Annotated in this window: 5 protein-coding genes; 2 read left to right on the top strand and 3 right to left on the bottom strand. The window is 62.5% G+C overall.

From position 1 onward, the window contains the following. Positions 1-34: 34 nt before the first annotated feature. Together SNL23_RS02415 and SNL23_RS02410 are read left to right on the top strand one after the other, a co-directional pair. Positions 35-10,417: an amino acid adenylation domain-containing protein gene (locus SNL23_RS02415; protein ID WP_412104142.1), complete on the top strand. Its 10,383-nt coding sequence runs from the start codon at positions 35-37 to the stop codon at positions 10,415-10,417. A gap of 60 nt (positions 10,418-10,477) precedes the next feature. After that, positions 10,478-11,437: an alpha/beta hydrolase gene (locus SNL23_RS02410; protein ID WP_076014288.1), complete on the top strand. Its 960-nt coding sequence runs from the start codon at positions 10,478-10,480 to the stop codon at positions 11,435-11,437. A 76-nt stretch (positions 11,438-11,513) separates the two neighbouring features. Here SNL23_RS02410 and SNL23_RS02405 read toward each other — a convergent pair whose 3' ends face one another. The 3 genes from SNL23_RS02405 to pvdO all read right to left on the bottom strand — a co-directional run bounded on the left by SNL23_RS02405 (position 11,514) and on the right by pvdO (position 16,779). After that, complete coding sequence (locus SNL23_RS02405; RefSeq protein ID WP_318301507.1) at positions 11,514-13,973, bottom strand: TonB-dependent siderophore receptor; 2,460 nt, start codon at positions 13,971-13,973, stop codon at positions 11,514-11,516. 95 nt (positions 13,974-14,068) lie between these two features. Beyond that, on the bottom strand, positions 14,069-15,727 hold the full coding sequence (locus tag SNL23_RS02400) for a cyclic peptide export ABC transporter (RefSeq protein WP_318301506.1): 1,659 nt from the start codon (positions 15,725-15,727) through the stop codon (positions 14,069-14,071). A 203-nt stretch (positions 15,728-15,930) separates the two neighbouring features. Further along, complete coding sequence (pvdO, locus tag SNL23_RS02395; protein ID WP_076014346.1) at positions 15,931-16,779, bottom strand: dihydropyoverdine dehydrogenase; 849 nt, start codon at positions 16,777-16,779, stop codon at positions 15,931-15,933. Positions 16,780-16,802: the final 23 nt, after the last annotated feature.

The following is a 16,802-nucleotide window of genomic DNA, read 5'->3' as shown; positions in this document are numbered from 1 at the left end:
CGGTATTGGTGTAGGAGAGGTTCAAGTGCAAGCATTGCTCGATTCCGTAGAGTCACTGTCACCCAAGGAACGCAAGGCGCTGGCCACCTTGCTCAAGCGACAGGGCGTCAACCTCTATGGGCTCACCCCGATATTCAAAAGGGCCAGTGCCGAGCTTCCTTTGCTTTCCTACGCGCAGCAGCGCCAATGGTTTCTCTGGCAACTGGCACCGGACAGCAGCGCCTACAACATTTGTGCCGCGCTGCGCCTTGAAGGGGTGCTGGATGTGGAGGCCCTGCGCGCCAGTTGCCAGGCATTGGTGGAGCGCCATGAAGTGCTGCGCACCACCTTTCGCCAGGAAGACGACCAGACCGTGCAGGTGGTGCATCCGACGGGGGGCTTCACTTTGCAGGTCGATCCGTTGGCGGGCGCCGACCTCGACCGGCAGATCAAAGCGTACGTGCAGGCACAGACCGCCCAGCCGTTCGACCTGGAGCAAGGCCCGCTGCTGCGCATGAACTTGCTGCGGGTGAGTGAGCAGGACCATGTGCTGGTATTGACGGTGCATCACATTGTTGCTGACGGCTGGTCGATGCCGATTCTGGTCAACGACCTGGTGCAGTTTTACGCCGGCCACTGCCAAGGCCAGGCGGTCACGCTGCCTGAGTTGCCGATCCAGTACGCCGACTATGCCCTGTGGCAGCGCAACTGGATGGAAGCCGGCGAGCGTGAGCGTCAATTGGCGTATTGGCTGGAGAAGCTGGGAGGCGAGCAGCCGGTGCTGGAACTGCCCGCCGACCGCATGCGCCCGACGGTGCCCAGCGGCGCCGGTGCGCGCGTGGCGATGGATCTGGACGTGGCGTTGCTTGCATCACTCAAGGGCCTGGCGCAGCAACACGGCGTGACCTTGTTCATGGTGCTGCTGGCGTCCTTCCAGGCGCTGTTGCATCGCTATTCCGGGCAGCGCGAAATCAGGGTCGGCGTACCCATTGCCAACCGTGCCCGCAGTGAAACCGAAGGCCTGATCGGCTTCTTCGTCAACACCCAGGTGTTGAAGGCCGAATTCGATCCGCAGCTGCGATTCAGTGACTTGCTGCAACAGGTCCGGCAAACCGCGTTGGATGCCCAGTCCCATCAGGACCTGCCCTTCGAACAACTGGTGGAGGCGCTGCAACCCGAGCGCAGCATGAGCCACAGCCCGTTGTTCCAGGTGATGTTCAACCACCAGACCCAGGTTGCCAATGCCAGCCGTAACTTGCCGGGCCTGACGGTCAGTGGGCTGGACTGGCAAAGTCATACCACCCAGTTCGACCTGACCCTCGATACCACCGAGCACGCTGCCGGCCTGTCGGCCTCCCTGACCTACGCCGTCGACCTGTTCGATGCCCGTACCATCGAGCAGCTCGGTCGGCACTGGCACAACCTGTTGACTGCCATTTGCCAACAGCCTGCGCAGCGGATCAACGAGTTGCCGCTGCTCTGCGCCGACGAGCGCCAGCGCATCGTTGAGGACTGGAACCGCACTGCGGCGTCCTATCCCCGCGAACACTGTGTGCCGCAACTGTTTGAAGCGCAGGTTCAAGCCACTCCGGATGCCTGTGCACTCACCTTTGCCGGGCAGTCGCTGACCTACCGACAGCTCAATCGACAGGCCAACCAACTGGCGCACAAGCTGCGCGACATGGGTGTCGGCCCGGAGGTGCTGGTGGGCGTGGCTCTGGAGCGCGGGCTGGAGATGATTGTCGGCCTGTTGGCGATCCTCAAGGCCGGCGGTGCCTATGTGCCCCTTGACCCGAACTACCCTCGTGAACGCCTGGCACACATGATGAACGACAGCGGCCTGAAGCTGCTGTTGACCCAGGGCAGCCTGGTGGACCAACTGGCGGTGCCGGCCACGGTCAGCAGTCTGTGCCTGGACCAGGCTCCCGGCTGGTTGGGTGACTGCAGCGAAGAAAACCTCCCGGTGCTGGCTTTGCCGGCAAACCTGGCCTATGTGATCTACACCTCCGGCTCCACGGGTTTGCCCAAGGGCGTGACGATTCGCCACGATGCCTTGGTCAATTTCCTCTGGACCATGGCTGAACGTCCGGGCGTCGACGCCGGCGACCGTGTGCTGTCCCTGACCTCGTTATCCTTCGACATCGCAGGCCTTGAGCTGTACCTGCCGCTGCTGCGGGGGGCCTGTGTGGTGCTGCTGCAAGACCAGCAGAACCAGGACCCCCACGCGCTGCTCAAGGTGATCGACGAGCAAGCCGTCAGCGTGATCCAGGCCACCCCCTCCACCTGGCGCATGCTGCTGGATGCCGCTCCCCCGCAGGCACTGGCTGGCAAGAAAGTCCTCAGCGGCGGCGAAGCCCTGACTGCCGAGTTGGCCGAACGCCTGATCGCCCAGGCGGGCCATGTGTGGAACCTGTATGGCCCGACGGAAACCACCATCTGGTCGGGCGTGCACTATGTGCAGCGCAGCAGCGACGTCTGGCTGGGACGCCCTGTCGGCAACACCACGTTCCATGTGCTGGATGGCAACTTCGATGCTGTCCCGGTGGGCGTCAGTGGTGAGCTGTACATCGGTGGAGAGGGCTTGGCCCGCGGGTATCTGCAACGTCCCGGGCTGACCGCCGAGCGCTTTGTGCCGGACCCGTTCGGTAACGGCCGTCTTTATCGCACGGGTGACCTGGTGCGCTACCGCCAGGAGGGCGTGCTTGAGTACATCGGCCGTCTCGACCACCAGTTGAAGATTCGCGGGTTTCGTATCGAGCTCGGCGAAATCGAATCGCGCCTGCAGGCTCATGAATACGTGCGCGAAGCGGTGGTCATCGACATCGACGGGCCGTTGGGCAAGCAGTTGGTGGCTTATCTGGTCAGCCACGACCCAAGCGCCCACCAGGCCGATGACGACACCCAGAATGCCTGGCGACAAACCCTGAAAACCTGCCTGAAACAGCAGTTGCCGGACTACATGGTGCCGACCTACCTGGCCTTTGTAGAAAAGATGCCGCTGACACCCAATGGCAAACTGGACCGCAAGGCCTTGCCGCGGCTGGACGCCAACAGTGCCCCGCAAGCGAGTTATGTGGCGCCGCACACCCCGCTGCAAGTGGCGCTGGCTGAGATCTGGGCGCAGGTGCTGAAGGTCGAGCAAGTTGGCCTGAGTGATAACTTTTTTGAGCGGGGTGGCCATTCCCTTCTGGCAACGCAGATGATCGGCCGTATCCGTCAGCGCCTGGGCCTGGAAGTGCCGCTGCGCCGGCTGTTCGAGGCCCAGGACCTGGCCGGCTTTGCCGAACTGGCGGGGCGGGCAGCGAGTGCTGCCAGCGTGCAGGCGATTACCCCGGTCGACCGCAGCCAACCCATTGCGGTGTCTTATGCACAGCAACGGCAGTGGGTTCTTTGGCAACTGGAACCCACCAGCGCCGCCTACAACATCAGCGCGGCCTTGCGCCTGAGCGGGCCTCTGGACAGCGAAGCGCTGCGTCGTGCGTTCGAAGCATTGATCGGCCGCCACGAAACCCTGCGTACCACGTTTACCCAGGACGGCAATACGCCGTTGCAGGTCATCCATCCGGCCGGCGAGTTTGTGCTGCAAAAGGAGACCCTGGCCGGGCAGGCGCAGTTGGCCGCGCGGGTTCAGTCCCTGGTGCAGCAGCCGTTCGACCTGGAGCACGGCGCGTTGCTGCGGGCACGCTTGCTGCACTTGAGCGACGAGGAGCAGGTGCTGGTATTGACCCTGCACCACATCGTGACTGACGGTTGGTCGACACCGATCCTGGTGGACGAACTGGTGCAACTCTACGCCGGCTTCAGCCAGGGCCAGGCGGTGGACCTGGCCCCGTTGCCGATCCAGTATGCCGACTACGCCGCCTGGCAACGCCAATGGATGGAGGCCGGCGAACGCGACCGGCAGCTGGCGTACTGGACGCAAAAACTTGGCGGCGAGCAGCCTGTGCTGGAGTTGCCCACCGACCATGCGCGCCCGGCATCGCCCAGTCGTGCCGGCGCCCAAGTGGCCGTCACCCTCGAACCTGCGTTGATCAATGACCTGAAGGCCCTGGCCCAGCGCCAGGGTGTCACGCTGTTCATGCTGTTGCTGGCCTCGTTCCAGACCTTGCTGCACCGCTACTCGGGGCAGGCCGAGGTGCGTGTCGGCGTGCCAGTGGCCAACCGTACACGGGGTGATATCGAGCGATTGATCGGTTTTTTCGTCAACACCCAGGTGCTCAAGGCCGAATTCGAACCGTTGGTGAGCTTTGCCCAGGTCTTGCAACAGGTCAAACAGACAGCGCTGGAGGCCCAGGCCCATCAGGACTTGCCCTTCGAGCAATTGGTCGATGTGTTGCAGCCCGAGCGCAGCCTGAACCACAGCCCGTTGTTCCAAGTGATGTTCAACCACCAGACCGATGCCAAAAGCAGCCGTCAGCCATTGCCGGGGCTTACCGTCGAAGGCCTCGACTGGCAAGCCCACAGCACGCAGTTCGACCTGACGCTGGACACCGTCGAGCATCAGGATGGCCTGTCGGCAGCGTTCACCTACGCCAGCGAACTGTTCGACGCCGGCACCATCGAGCAGTTGGCGCAGCATTGGCGCAATGTGTTACTGGCGGTCATCGAGCAACCCTCGCAACGGGTCGAAGATCTGCCGCTGTTGGACGACGCACAACGCCGTAAAATCGTCCGAACCTGGAACCGCACCGAAGCCGTCTACCCCGGTGAGCGCTATGTCCATCGTCTGTTTGAGCATCAGGCACGCCAGCAGCCTCATGCCACGGCATTGCTGTTTGCGGAGCAAACGCTGAGCTACGCGCAACTCAACCACCGTGCCAACCGCCTGGCGCACAAACTGCAGGCGCTGGGCGTCGGCCCGGAAGTGTTGGTGGGTGTGGCCCTGGAGCGTAGCCTGGAGATGGTGATCGGCTTGCTGGCGGTTCTCAAGGCGGGGGGCGCCTACGTGCCCCTCGACCCGGATTACCCGTCGGACCGCGTGGCCTATATGTTGGCTGACAGCGGTGTGGGCTTGCTGTTGACCCAGAGCGCGCTGCTGCAACAAATACCGGTCCCCGAGTCGGTGCAAACCGTCTGCCTGGATCAGGACGGAGACTGGCTGGAGGGCTACAGCGACCGTAACCCTGAGCCGTCGCTGGCACCGGGCAACCTGGCTTATGTGATCTACACCTCGGGCTCTACGGGCCGGCCAAAGGGAGCAGGCAATACCCATGAGGCGTTGCTGAATCGGCTCAACTGGATGCAAAAGGCCTACGCCTTGCACGGCGATGACACGGTGCTGCAAAAGACCCCTTTCAGTTTCGACGTCTCGGTGTGGGAGTTCTTCTGGCCGCTGATGGCCGGCGCGCGGCTGGCCGTTGCTCAGCCAGGAGAACACCGCGACCCGGAACGCCTGCGCGATGCAATTGTGCGTTACCAGGTCAGCACCCTGCATTTCGTGCCTTCGATGTTGCAGGCCTTCATGGCGTGTGAGGGGGTGGAAGCCTGTCGTGGCATCCGCCGCGTAATCTGCAGCGGCGAGGCGCTGTCCAAGGCTCTGTCGGAGCAGACTCGTGCCCGTCTGCCTGGCGCAGGCTTGTACAACCTCTATGGTCCGACCGAAGCAGCCATCGACGTCACCCACTGGACCTGCGGCGAAGAGCACGGGGTCAGCGTGCCGATTGGCAGGCCGATCGATAACCTCAAGACCCATATTCTTGAGTCGAGCCTGAACCCGGCGGCACGCGGTGTCAGCGGTGAGCTGTACCTGGGGGGTATTGGCCTTGCCCGGGGCTACCACCAACGTGCGGCCCTGACCGCCGAGCGCTTTGTACCCGACCCTTTCGACCCGGTGGGAGGTGGCCGCTTGTACCGCACCGGCGATCTGGCGCGTTACCGGGAGGAGGGCGTCATTGACTACGTCGGGCGAATTGACCACCAGGTGAAAATCCGTGGCCTGCGCATTGAATTGGGTGAGATCGAGGCGCGGTTGATGGAGCATCCGCAGGTTCGCGAAGCGGTGGTGCTGGCGGTAGGCGGGCCTTTGGGCACGCAACTGGTTGGCTATTTTGTACCGGTGAACAGTGCCTCAGCCCAGGCTGGCGATGCGTTGCGCAGCGAGCTGGCAAGCTTCCTCGGCCAGGGGCTGCCGGACTATATGGTGCCTGCGCACCTGATCAGCCTTGATGGCATGCCCGTCACGGCCAACGGCAAGCTCGCCCGCAACCTGTTGCCAGCGCCGGACGTCAGCCAGGCGTTGGTTGACTACGTTGCCCCGCGTTCGGCGATTGAGCGCCAATTGGCGGATATCTGGCAAGACGTGCTGAACCTGCCCCGGGTAGGGATCACCGATAACTTCTTCGCCTTGGGCGGGGATTCCATCATCTCGATCCAGGTGGTCAGTCAGGCCCGGCAGGCGGGTTTGCAGATGGCGCCCAAGGATCTGTTCCTGCAACAGACCATCGAGAAACTGGCCGCCAACGTGACCCCGGTTCATGCCCCGGTCAATGCGCAGCCGGTCACCCTGCATGGGTTGAGCGAACAGCAGGTGCAGGCCTTGCCCATTCCCCATGGGCAGGTCGAGGCGGTGTACAGCCTTTCACCGATGCAGCAGGGCATGTTGTTTCTGGGGCTGAACAGCAATCCTGAAGACGAGCTGTACATCAACCAGCTCAACGTTTCGGTCGACGGCTTGCACGTAGAGCGCTTGCGCCAGGCCTGGGCCGACGTGGCGCAAAGGCACGACGTGTTGCGCACCGGGTTCCTCTGGCAAGACCTGGACGAGCCGCTGCAATTCGTCCTGCGCGACGTTGCCCTGCCGATGACGGAACTCGACTGGCGCCATGAGGCGGCCACGGACGGGTTGATCAAGGACATGGCACGGGGCGAGCGCCTGCGGGGCTTCAACCTCGACCAAGCGCCGTTGCAGCGTGTGGTGCTGATCCGCCTGGCGGATGACCGTTATCAACTGATCTGGACCTATCACCATATCCTGCTGGACGGGTGGAGCACGTCCCAGTTGATGGGCGAAGTGTTGGCCCGATATTCCGGGCAAACCCTGGACCCTGTGGTGCCGTATCGCAATTACATTGGCTGGTTGCGCCAGCAGGACCGCGTGATCAGCGAAACCTTCTGGCGTCGCCAGTTGGCCGAGTTCCAGGAGCCGACTTACCTGGCGGATGCCTTCGCCAGCGGCGAGCGCGAGCATGGGCACAAAGCCCTGTACAGCCGCTTTACACCCCAGGTGACCCAGGGTTTGAAGGCGTTTGCCGCGGCGCAGCGCATCACCCTGAACACATTGGTACAGGGCGCATGGCTGTTGTTGCTCAGCCGTTACAGTGGCCAGCGCAGTGTGTGTTTCGGGGCTACCGTGGCCGGGCGTCCGAGTGCCTTGCCGGGCGCGCAGAGCATGTTGGGGCTGTTCATCAACACGTTACCGGTGATCCACGACGTCGATCCGCAAGCCCGTGTGGGCCAGTGGCTGCAGGCTGTGCAGCGGGTCAACCTGGAGCTGCGCGACCATGAATACACCCCGCTGGGGGATATCCAGCGTTGGGCCGGGCGTTCCGGGCAGGCTTTGTTCGACAGCATCATCGTCTTTGAAAACCAACCGCTGGATCGCACTTTGCGGGAGTGGAAGGATGATTCGCTGCGTTTCGGCGACGTCGGCGGGGCGGGCCTGACAGACTTCCCGATGGACCTGATGGTGACCCTGGAAGACTACCTGGCGATTGAGTACATGTACCTGCGCCAATGCTTCAGCGATGTGGCGGTGGAAGGGATCCGGGCCAACATGGAAGCGTTGCTGCTGGCACTGTCGGCGAACGCCGACCAGCGTGTCGGCAATCTCGGCCTGCTGCACACGCCGGCCGTGTACGCCCCGACCCCAGTTCAAAACCTGCCGCAGCCTTTGGTCCACCAACGCATCCAGTACTGGGCCGAGCACCAGGGCAGCGCAACGGCGGTCAAGGTCGGCAACCGAAGCCTGTCGTTCGCCGAGCTGGAATCCCGCGCTAACCAACTGGCCCATCAACTGATCGCCGAAGGCGTGGGGCCGGAAGTACGGGTCGGCGTGGCGTTGCCTCGTAGCGAAACCATGATCGTGGCTTTGCTCGCGGTGCTCAAGGCGGGGGCCGCCTATGTGCCTATCGACGCCGCTTACCCGCGTGAGCGCCTGAGCTATTTGATCCAGGACTCCGGCATCGCTTTACTGTTGACCGATTCGCGGCTCGCCGCCAGCCTGCCAATCAGCCCGGCGTTGCATGTGCTGGAGCTTGACCGCCTGGACGGCAGCCAGTGGCCTGTTACCGCGCCAGCGCATCGGGTGCACGAGGAAAACCTCGCCTACGTGATCTACACCTCCGGTTCTACCGGCCAGCCCAAAGGCGTGGTGGTCAGTCATGGACCGTTGGCGATGCATTGCCGTGCGGTGGGCGAGCGCTACGAAATGAGTCCCGCCGACTGCGAGTTGCTGTTTATGTCATTCGCCTTCGACGGTGCCCACGAGCGCTGGCTCACGACGCTCACGCACGGCGGTTGCCTGTTGCTGCGTGACGACGAGCTCTGGACCCCCGAGCAGACCTACGAGGCCATGCACCAACACGGCGTCACTGTGGCAGCGTTCCCACCGGTGTACCTGTTGCAGTTGGCCGAACACGCACGGCTCGATGGCAACCCGCCGTCGGTGCGGATCTACTGCTTTGGCGGTGACGCGGTGCCAGAGGCCAGTTATGCCCTGGCCCGTGAGGCGCTTAAACCGCAGTACATCATCAATGGTTACGGGCCGACGGAAACCGTGGTTACGCCACTGATCTGGAAGGCTGCTGAAGGCCAGGCGTGTGGGGCGATTTATGCGCCGATCGGCGAATGTGTGGGCCAGCGCAGTGCCTACGTCCTCGACATCGACCTCAACCCGCTGCCGGCGGGTGTCGCGGGGGAGTTGTACCTGGGCGGGGAGGGTGTTGCACGGGGCTATCTGAACCGTGCCGCGCTCACGGCCGAGCGCTTCGTGGCCGATCCGTTTACCCCGGGTGGCCGCCTGTACCGCACCGGCGACCTGGTGCGCCAGCGCGAGAGCGGTACGTTCGACTACCTCGGTCGCCTGGATAACCAGGTGAAAATCCGCGGGTTCCGTATCGAGCTTGGAGAGATCGAGGCCCGCCTCAATGCGATGCAAGAGGTCGGGCATGCCGCCGTCGTGGTGCGCGAGGGGCCTGGCGGCAATCAACTGTTTGGGTACGTCACGCTTAACGGCGATGAGGGCGGAGGAATCGTCGAGCAACTGCGCGAGCGCTTGAAGCAGGCGCTGCCGGAGTACATGGTTCCGGCGCAATTGATCGTGCTCGACCGGCTGCCGCTCAATCCCAATGGCAAGCTGGACCGCAACGCCCTGCCGATGCCGGATGCACGCAGTGAATACGTGGCACCGCGCAACGAGCTGGAACAGGCCATGGCGGATATCTGGCAAACCATTCTCAAAGTGGAGCGGGTCGGGGTAACGGATAACTTCTTTGAGCTGGGGGGTGATTCGATCCTCAGCATGCAAGTGGTGGCCAAGTCCCGCAGCCTGAAGAAGTTCGGTTTCACCCTGCGCCTGCGGGACCTGATCCAGAAGCCGAGCATTGCGCAGCTCACCGCCGTGCCTGGCAAGAACGTGCCGCTGCTGGCCCTCAATGCCGAGCTCGGTGCCACGCCTGCGTTGTTCTGTGTACATGCCGGTTTCGGCACGGTATTCGACTATGAGCCGCTCGCACGCCGTCTGAACGGCAAGTGCTCGGTGATCGGTATCCAGGCCCGACAACTGCTGGACCCGAGCTGGCAGGATCAATCGCTGGTGGCCATCGCCCGGGACTACGTCGGCTATCTGCGGAACAAACAGCCCCAAGGCCCTTATCGCTTGTTGGGCTGGTCCTTGGGCGGCACCTTGAGTCTGCTGATGGCGGCTGAGCTTGAGCAGCAGGGGCAGACGGTCGAGTTTGTCGCGTTGCTCGACAGTTTTGTGCCGTCACCCGCCAACGCCGAACAGCAGGACCATTGGCTGGATGATTTGAGCGAGCTGTTGCGGGCGACGGTACCCGACGCGGGGGCCGTGGATGTCAGCGATACCCGCCAGGAAAGCCCGCAGCTTGCGCGTGCCCTGATCAGTGAGGCCCTCAGCCAACGGCCGGCCACGCATGGCCTGGGGGTGGATGAGCTGGCGCAGGTATTTGCCTGCGCCCGTACCCTCAAGCGGCTGTCCCGCGAGCTGGATTATTGCCCGAAAGTGACGGCGCGCCCCCTGAGCTGGTGGGTGGCGGGGCGTGAAGATGAACAACGTGAGCTGGCCCGGCAGATCGGTTGCCCCGACCTGCCTGGCCTCCCGCTGACCTGCGGGCACTTTCAGGTGCCCAGGGAGCTGTCGGTGTTGCTTGAACTGGAAGACGCCCTGGATGGTTTGACCATCGTCGCCGAGCCTTCCTGAACCTTGACCTGTGTCGACAGGCGCCGCCACCGGCGGCGCCTGTCTGGAGAAACCTTGCCCATGCCCCTTAATCCTGATCTCGCCGCCTACCTCCAGTTGGTGGAAAGCGGCCGCCGCAGCGGAAAAGCGCTGCCGATGCACCAGCTGCAACCGGAAGAAGCCCGTCGCCAGTTCGATCAATCCTCGGCACTGATGGACCCGGGTGCCGATGAGCCGGCGTTTATCGAGTCGCGTACCTTCACGGCCCGCGATGGTCACCGTGTAGAGGCCCGGTTGTACCGGCCGCCCGAACTGGACGCTAGCCAACTGAGTGGCGCCGTGCTTTACCTGCATGGCGGGGGTTATGTGGTGGGCAGTCTCGACTCCCACGACGCCCTGTGTTGGAACCTGGCTCAGGAGTGCGGGTTGCCGGTGTTGTCGGTGGGTTACCGGCTGGCCCCGCAGTGGCGGTTTCCGACGGCATTCAATGATGCCCAGGACGCGTGGCAATGGCTGGCGCTCAATGCGCGGGAACTGGGTATCGATGCTGAGCGCATGGCGGTCGTTGGCGACAGCGTTGGCGGTAGCCTGGCGACGGTGCTTGCCAGCAGCCTCGCTGGCCAGGAGGAGCTGCCTCGTCCGTGTCTGCAGGTGCTGATTTACCCGGTGACCGATGCCAGCCGCATCAGTGCTTCGGTGGAGCGCTACGGGGTTGGGCACTTGTTGGAAAAAGACACCCTGGAGTGGTTCTACCAGCAGTATCAGAACGATCCGGCCGACCGCCTGGACCCGCGTTTCTCGCCGCTGCTCGGCGAGGTGAGCGCTCACGTGGCGCCGGCCTTGCTGATCGTGGCCGAGTGCGACCCGCTGCATGATGAAGCGGTGGCCTACGCCCGGCATCTCGAGGCTGGGGGCGTGCAGGTGCAACTGGAGGTGTTCGAGGGCATGTCCCATGATTTCTTGCGCATGGGCTCTATCGTTGATGAAGCCGATGTCGCTCGGGAGCGTATTGTCCTGGCGTTGGCCGAGCGCCTGGGCTGACACACCGGTTTTACGGTGGGCATAAAAAAACCGCATCCCCAGGGATGCGGTTTTTTTTATCGCCGTTTAACCGCTATCAGAAGGTGTACTTGGCGGTCACGGTGAAGTTGCGTGGGTCACCGTAGACGTCATACGGGCTCCAGGTGGAGTTGCTGGCGATGCCCTGGTAGTACTTTTTGTCGAACACGTTGTTGACGTTCAGTTGGGTGTCCAGGTTTTTGGTGACCTGGTAGCCGGCCATCAAACCGACGATGGCATAGGCGTCCTGCTCGACGTGGAAGTTTTGACGCTGGCCGTTGAAGGTGCTGACGCCTTTGTTATAGGTACCGCTTTGGCTATAGACGTTGGCACCGATACGCAGTTTGTTCAGGTCACCCTGCAGGTGGTACGTGGTATTGGCCTTGAACAGGTGGCGTGGTACGTCGGTGTCGAACAGGGTGCCTTCCTTGTTCTTGTCGGCATCTTTCTCGTACAGCGCCTGGGCGTAGGTATAACCGGCACCCACTTGCCAGTTCGGCGTCAGCGCACCGTTGATCTCCAGCTCGATACCCCGGCTCCTGACCTTGCCCGCGGCTTCATAGCAAGCGTAGCTGCCGGTCGGTATGACCTTGCAGCTGCTGTAGTCGGCCACTTCAGCAGCGCGGTTGAGCTGGTCGATCTGGAACAACGAGGCGCTGGCGTTCAACGCACCGTCAAAGTATTCGCCCTTGATACCCACTTCATAGTTCTTGCCGGTGATGGGCTTGATACTGGCACCGAGCTCGTCCTTCTCGCTTTGTGGCTGGAAGATATCGGTGTAGCTGGCATAGAGCGAGTAGGTGTCGTCCAGGTCATAGATGACACCGGCATAGCGGGTCAGGTTACGCACCACCTTGGTTTTGCCCGAGGTGTAGTACTGGTCGCTGATCTGGTTGTAGACATCATTGGAGTCGTACCAGTCCAGGCGCGCGCCGAGAATCACCTTCAGCGGATCGGCCACATTCCAGCGAGTCGTAACGTAGAGGCCTTCCTGGTTGACCTTTTCGCTGAGGGAGTAAACGTCTGGAACGGTTGGTTTTGGCTGACCCTTGGGGTTGAAATTGTTGATGTCGACGTTGTTGAAGAAGATCGTGCCGCCGGTGGCTTCGGTCTTGAGCTGGCGCTTGCTGGCGCCCACCACCAGTTCATGCTGGCGGCCGAACAGCGCAAACGGGCCACTGGCGAAGAAGTCATAGGTGGACTGGTCGTAGTCGCGGCTCTGGTTGAACACACGTTGCCGGTAGGAGTAGTCGCTGTTGCGTTCCAGTACTGCACCCAGCAGCTTGAAGTCGGACCAGTTTTTCGACGCGCCAAAGTGCAGGCGCCAGTCGTTGTCGAGGCGGTGATCCACTTCGGCGAACACGGTTTTGTTGTCAATGTCCTGGTGCGACCAGTTGTAGCCGAACGTCTGGGAGCGCGAGAAACCCATGCTGCTGCCGTCGGGGTTCACCGGCAAACCGCCCCAGTTGATGTTGTTATTGTCATTCTGATCAGACGCGCCCACGGTCAGGGTGGTGCTGTCGTTGAGGTCAAATTCGGTGATGCCGTAGAACACGCCGCGCTCGCGACCGGCGTAGTCCTGGTAGCTGTCCTTGTCCTGGTAGGCGCCGACGAAGCGACCACGCACGGTGCCGCTGTCATTGACCGGCCCCGACACATCCAGCTCGCTGCGGTAGTTGTCCCAACTGCCGGCGCTGCCGGTGACGCTCGCCTGGAACTCCTTGGTAGGACGCTTGCGCACCATGTTGATGGCGGCCGAAGGGTCACCGGCGCCTTGCATCATGCCCGTGGCACCGCGTACCACTTCGACACGGTCATAGGGGGCCAGGTCGGCGGTGGCGACCCAGTCGGCGGAATAGGTCGTGGGCAGGCCATCGAACATCAGGTTGTTGATGGGGAAACCGCGGGCGAAAAACTCACTGTTGGCCGGTCGCGCCGCGGACAGGCGCAGGCCCGGTGCCGCCTGGACCACATCGTCGAGGCTGCGCATGCCCTGGTCGTCCATGCGCTGGCGAGTGATCACCGTCACCGCCTGCGGGGTTTCACGCAGGGACAAGGGTAACTTGGTGGCCGTCTGCATTGCGCCGGTGGTGTAGGAACCGCTGTTTTCAGTGGTCGACCCCAGTGTCTGGCCATTGATGGTGGTCGCGCCCAGTTCCAGCGCGCCGCCCGCCGAGGCACTGACGGTCACCGCAGAGCCTTGCACCTGGAAATGCACGCCGCTGCCCTGCAGCAAGGTGGCGATGGCGGCAGAAGGGTCCAGGTTGCCATGCACGGCGGTGCTGCGCTTGCCCTCAAGGTCCTGCGGGCTATACAGCACTTGCAGGTTGGATTGGGTACCGAAAGCCTGCAACGCACTGCTCAACGACTGCGCCGGAATGTTGAAGGGCATTTCCTGGGCGTGTACCAGCATGGGCAGAAGCCCTGCCAGGCCAGCCGCGCAAACGCGCAGATTTGGCGTGAGCGCGTGGCGAATCATCATGGCCAGGACGTGGGGGCGAAGTCGATGTGCAGGCATTATTGGAGTGCTCTTAAGGGTCAACGATCGAGAGATCTTAGTGAGATTACTTCTCAGTTACCAAGTGAGACGCACGTCATCGGCAAAACCGGAAATTAAACCTCGGCAATTTCCTGTTGTTGTGCCGTGACCTTGCCCGAGCGCATGTGCACCAGTTGGTCGGCGACGTCGAAATAGCGGTCGTCATGGCTGATGACGATGATGGTTTTGCCCAGGCGCTTGAGGTCCGGCAGCAGTTCGGTATAGAAAATCCGGCGGAAGGTCGGGTCCTGGTCAGCCGCCCATTCGTCAAACACCAGCACCGGCCGTTCCTCAAGCCAGGCATTGACCAGGGCCAGGCGTTTGCGCTGGCCGGTGGAGAGGTCGGTGGTGGTGAAGGCGCCGTCCTTGATGCTGACCTTGTGGGCGATCTCCAGGCGTTGCAGGTATTGGTTGGCGGTGGCGGGGATGTGCAGGTCGTCGCGTACCAGATCATCGAACAGGTAGTAGTCGGCGAAGATCGTGGTGAACAGTTGGCGATAGTCGTCGCGGTTCTCGGCTGTGATGGCGTGGCCGTTGAGGCGCACCTCACCCTGTTGTGGTGCGTAGAGCCCCAGCAACAGTTTGATCAGCGTGGTCTTGCCGCAACCGTTCTCGCCGACGATAAAAATAATGTCGCCTTGCTTGATGTTCAGGTTCACGGGGCCCAGGCGGAAGGGTTCGCTGCCTTCCACGGGAGGGAAATCAAAGCGCACGTCATTCAGCTCAAGGTTGTGCACCACGGTTTTCGGTGCTTCGGCGTCGCTGAGCAACAGGTGTGGCTCCGGCGAAGAGAAACGCTCCGACAGATCGGCAATGCGCCGGAAGGCAATTTGAGCGCGGCTGACGATGGGCAGTGTGCCGATCAAGTGCTCAAGCGGGCCTTTCATGTACAGCAGCACGAGGACGAAACCGCTCATGACGGTCTTGTCGGCACTCGGCCAGTAAGCCTGCAAGGCCAGGGCGAGACCGATGACCACGAAAAACAGCATCGAGCCGAATGTCTTGGCAATGATGAAAATATTGACCGAACGTACCTGGGTGTCGCAGATGCTATTGGCCGCCGCCTGGATGCCGTCCACGTTCATGCGATGGCGACGGGGGCGGTGAATGCGCAACTCCTTGGCGCCGGAAGCAATCGCGGTGTAGTGCTTTTGCAGCTCTTCTTCCTGCTCCCGTGCTGCGTAGAAACCACTCATGCCGCGCGCCCGGGCTATGTACTGGGCAACGCTGCCGATGACGATGGCAATCAGCATGATCAGGAACATTGGCCACGAGAGCATCGCCAGGTAGCCCAGGCAACCGAGGGTTACCGTCAGGGAAATGGCCAGGGGCGCAAAGGCGAAGGAGAAGTCGCTGATGGTGTCGATGTCGTGGGTCAGTACCGGTATGAGCCGGTGATTGCGGTAGCGCTCGATCTGTTCGATGGGCGCCGACAGGACTTTTTCGCCGAGCTCCTTGCGCAGTCGCGCGATGATTTTCTGGCCCACATAGTTGGTGCCGATATCGGAAAAGATCGAGCTGGTCAGCGCCAGTACACACAGGCCGGCGAACAGCAGGACCACGCCTTGGGTCAAGCCTTCGTCCGAGTGCAGCGAGGTGTTGATGGTCGCCAGCAGGGTCGTGATGGCGAGGCCACCTACCATGCCCAGCACAATCGAGAGCGTCACAATGGGCCAGAAGGGTTTGAGCAGGGCGAACAGTTCGCTGATGGCGCCGCGTGGTTGGCTGGTCATGAAATCTTCCTGTGTGTGGGGATGCCCGGCAATTGCGGGCCGAAACGGGCAGGCACGAACGATCCGCAAGGCAAGCCTGGAGGCTTCTGGCCTGCTGGGTTCTTAGCGAATAGACGAAGGGAGTGGTGCGGGATTTAGGGCAGCATCGCGCGGCGCACGCGCAGTGGTGAGGGGCGGGCGCCCTCACCACATGGTTTTGAGGGTCAGAGTTCCCGTGCGACGCGGAACCCCAGGAAATCACCTCTTACATTTTTCTCGCGGCTGTTACGGTTTCCCGATCGGGAGAATACCGGCGCTTCGCCCCAGTCGTTGCCACGGATGTGGGCGTCGTTGCAGTCACCACCGGTCAACCAGGCGCTGCCATCGGCAGGTGCCCCTTCGTAGTTGGGGTGCCAGCAGTCGGCAACCCACTCGTAGACGTTGCCGTGCATGTCGTACATGCCGAACGCGTTGGGCGGGTAGCTGCCTACCGGTGCGCTATAGGTATAGCCATCCTTGGGGCCGTAGGTGTTGGCATGTTTGCTGATCTGGTATTCGCCCTCGTCATCGAACGGGAAGGGGAATGATCCGGTGCTGCCGGCGCGAGCGGCATACTCACGTTCGGACTCGCTGACCATGCGGTACTTCTGTCCGGTTTTTTTCGACAACCATTCGGTGTAGGCCTGGACCTCGAAGTAGTCGATGCACACCGCCGGCTGGCGCGGCCCCTGTTTGTAGCTGGGCTTGCTGGCCTTGCACAGGCGGCCCGGGCGCGTATCACCGTCCTTGATCACTACGCCGGTTTCGCGGATGTAGGCGTCCAGTTCGGCGGCGGTGACATGGAAGCGGCTCATGGCGAAGGGCTTGGCGAACGTCACGGTGTGCTGCGGGCCCTCGTCGCCTTCACGGCCGATCTCGTCTTCCGGCGTGCCCATCAGGTAGCTGCCGGCGGGCAGCACCACCATTTCCGGGCAATTCTTGCAGTCCTTGAACACCTTGCCCGGGGCTGGAGCGGTTGCCGCGTGTGCAGTCAGGGGCGCCAGGTTGGCGAGCAGGGTCGCCAGGCACAGCATCAGCAGCGCTCGCAACGAACGGG

The sequence above is a fragment of the Pseudomonas sp. SED1 genome, from assembly GCF_034044025.1.
Lineage (GTDB): Bacteria > Pseudomonadota > Gammaproteobacteria > Pseudomonadales > Pseudomonadaceae > Aquipseudomonas.
The sequence above is the reverse complement of the archived record's forward strand: the minus strand, read 5'-3'. Positions and strand labels throughout refer to the sequence as shown.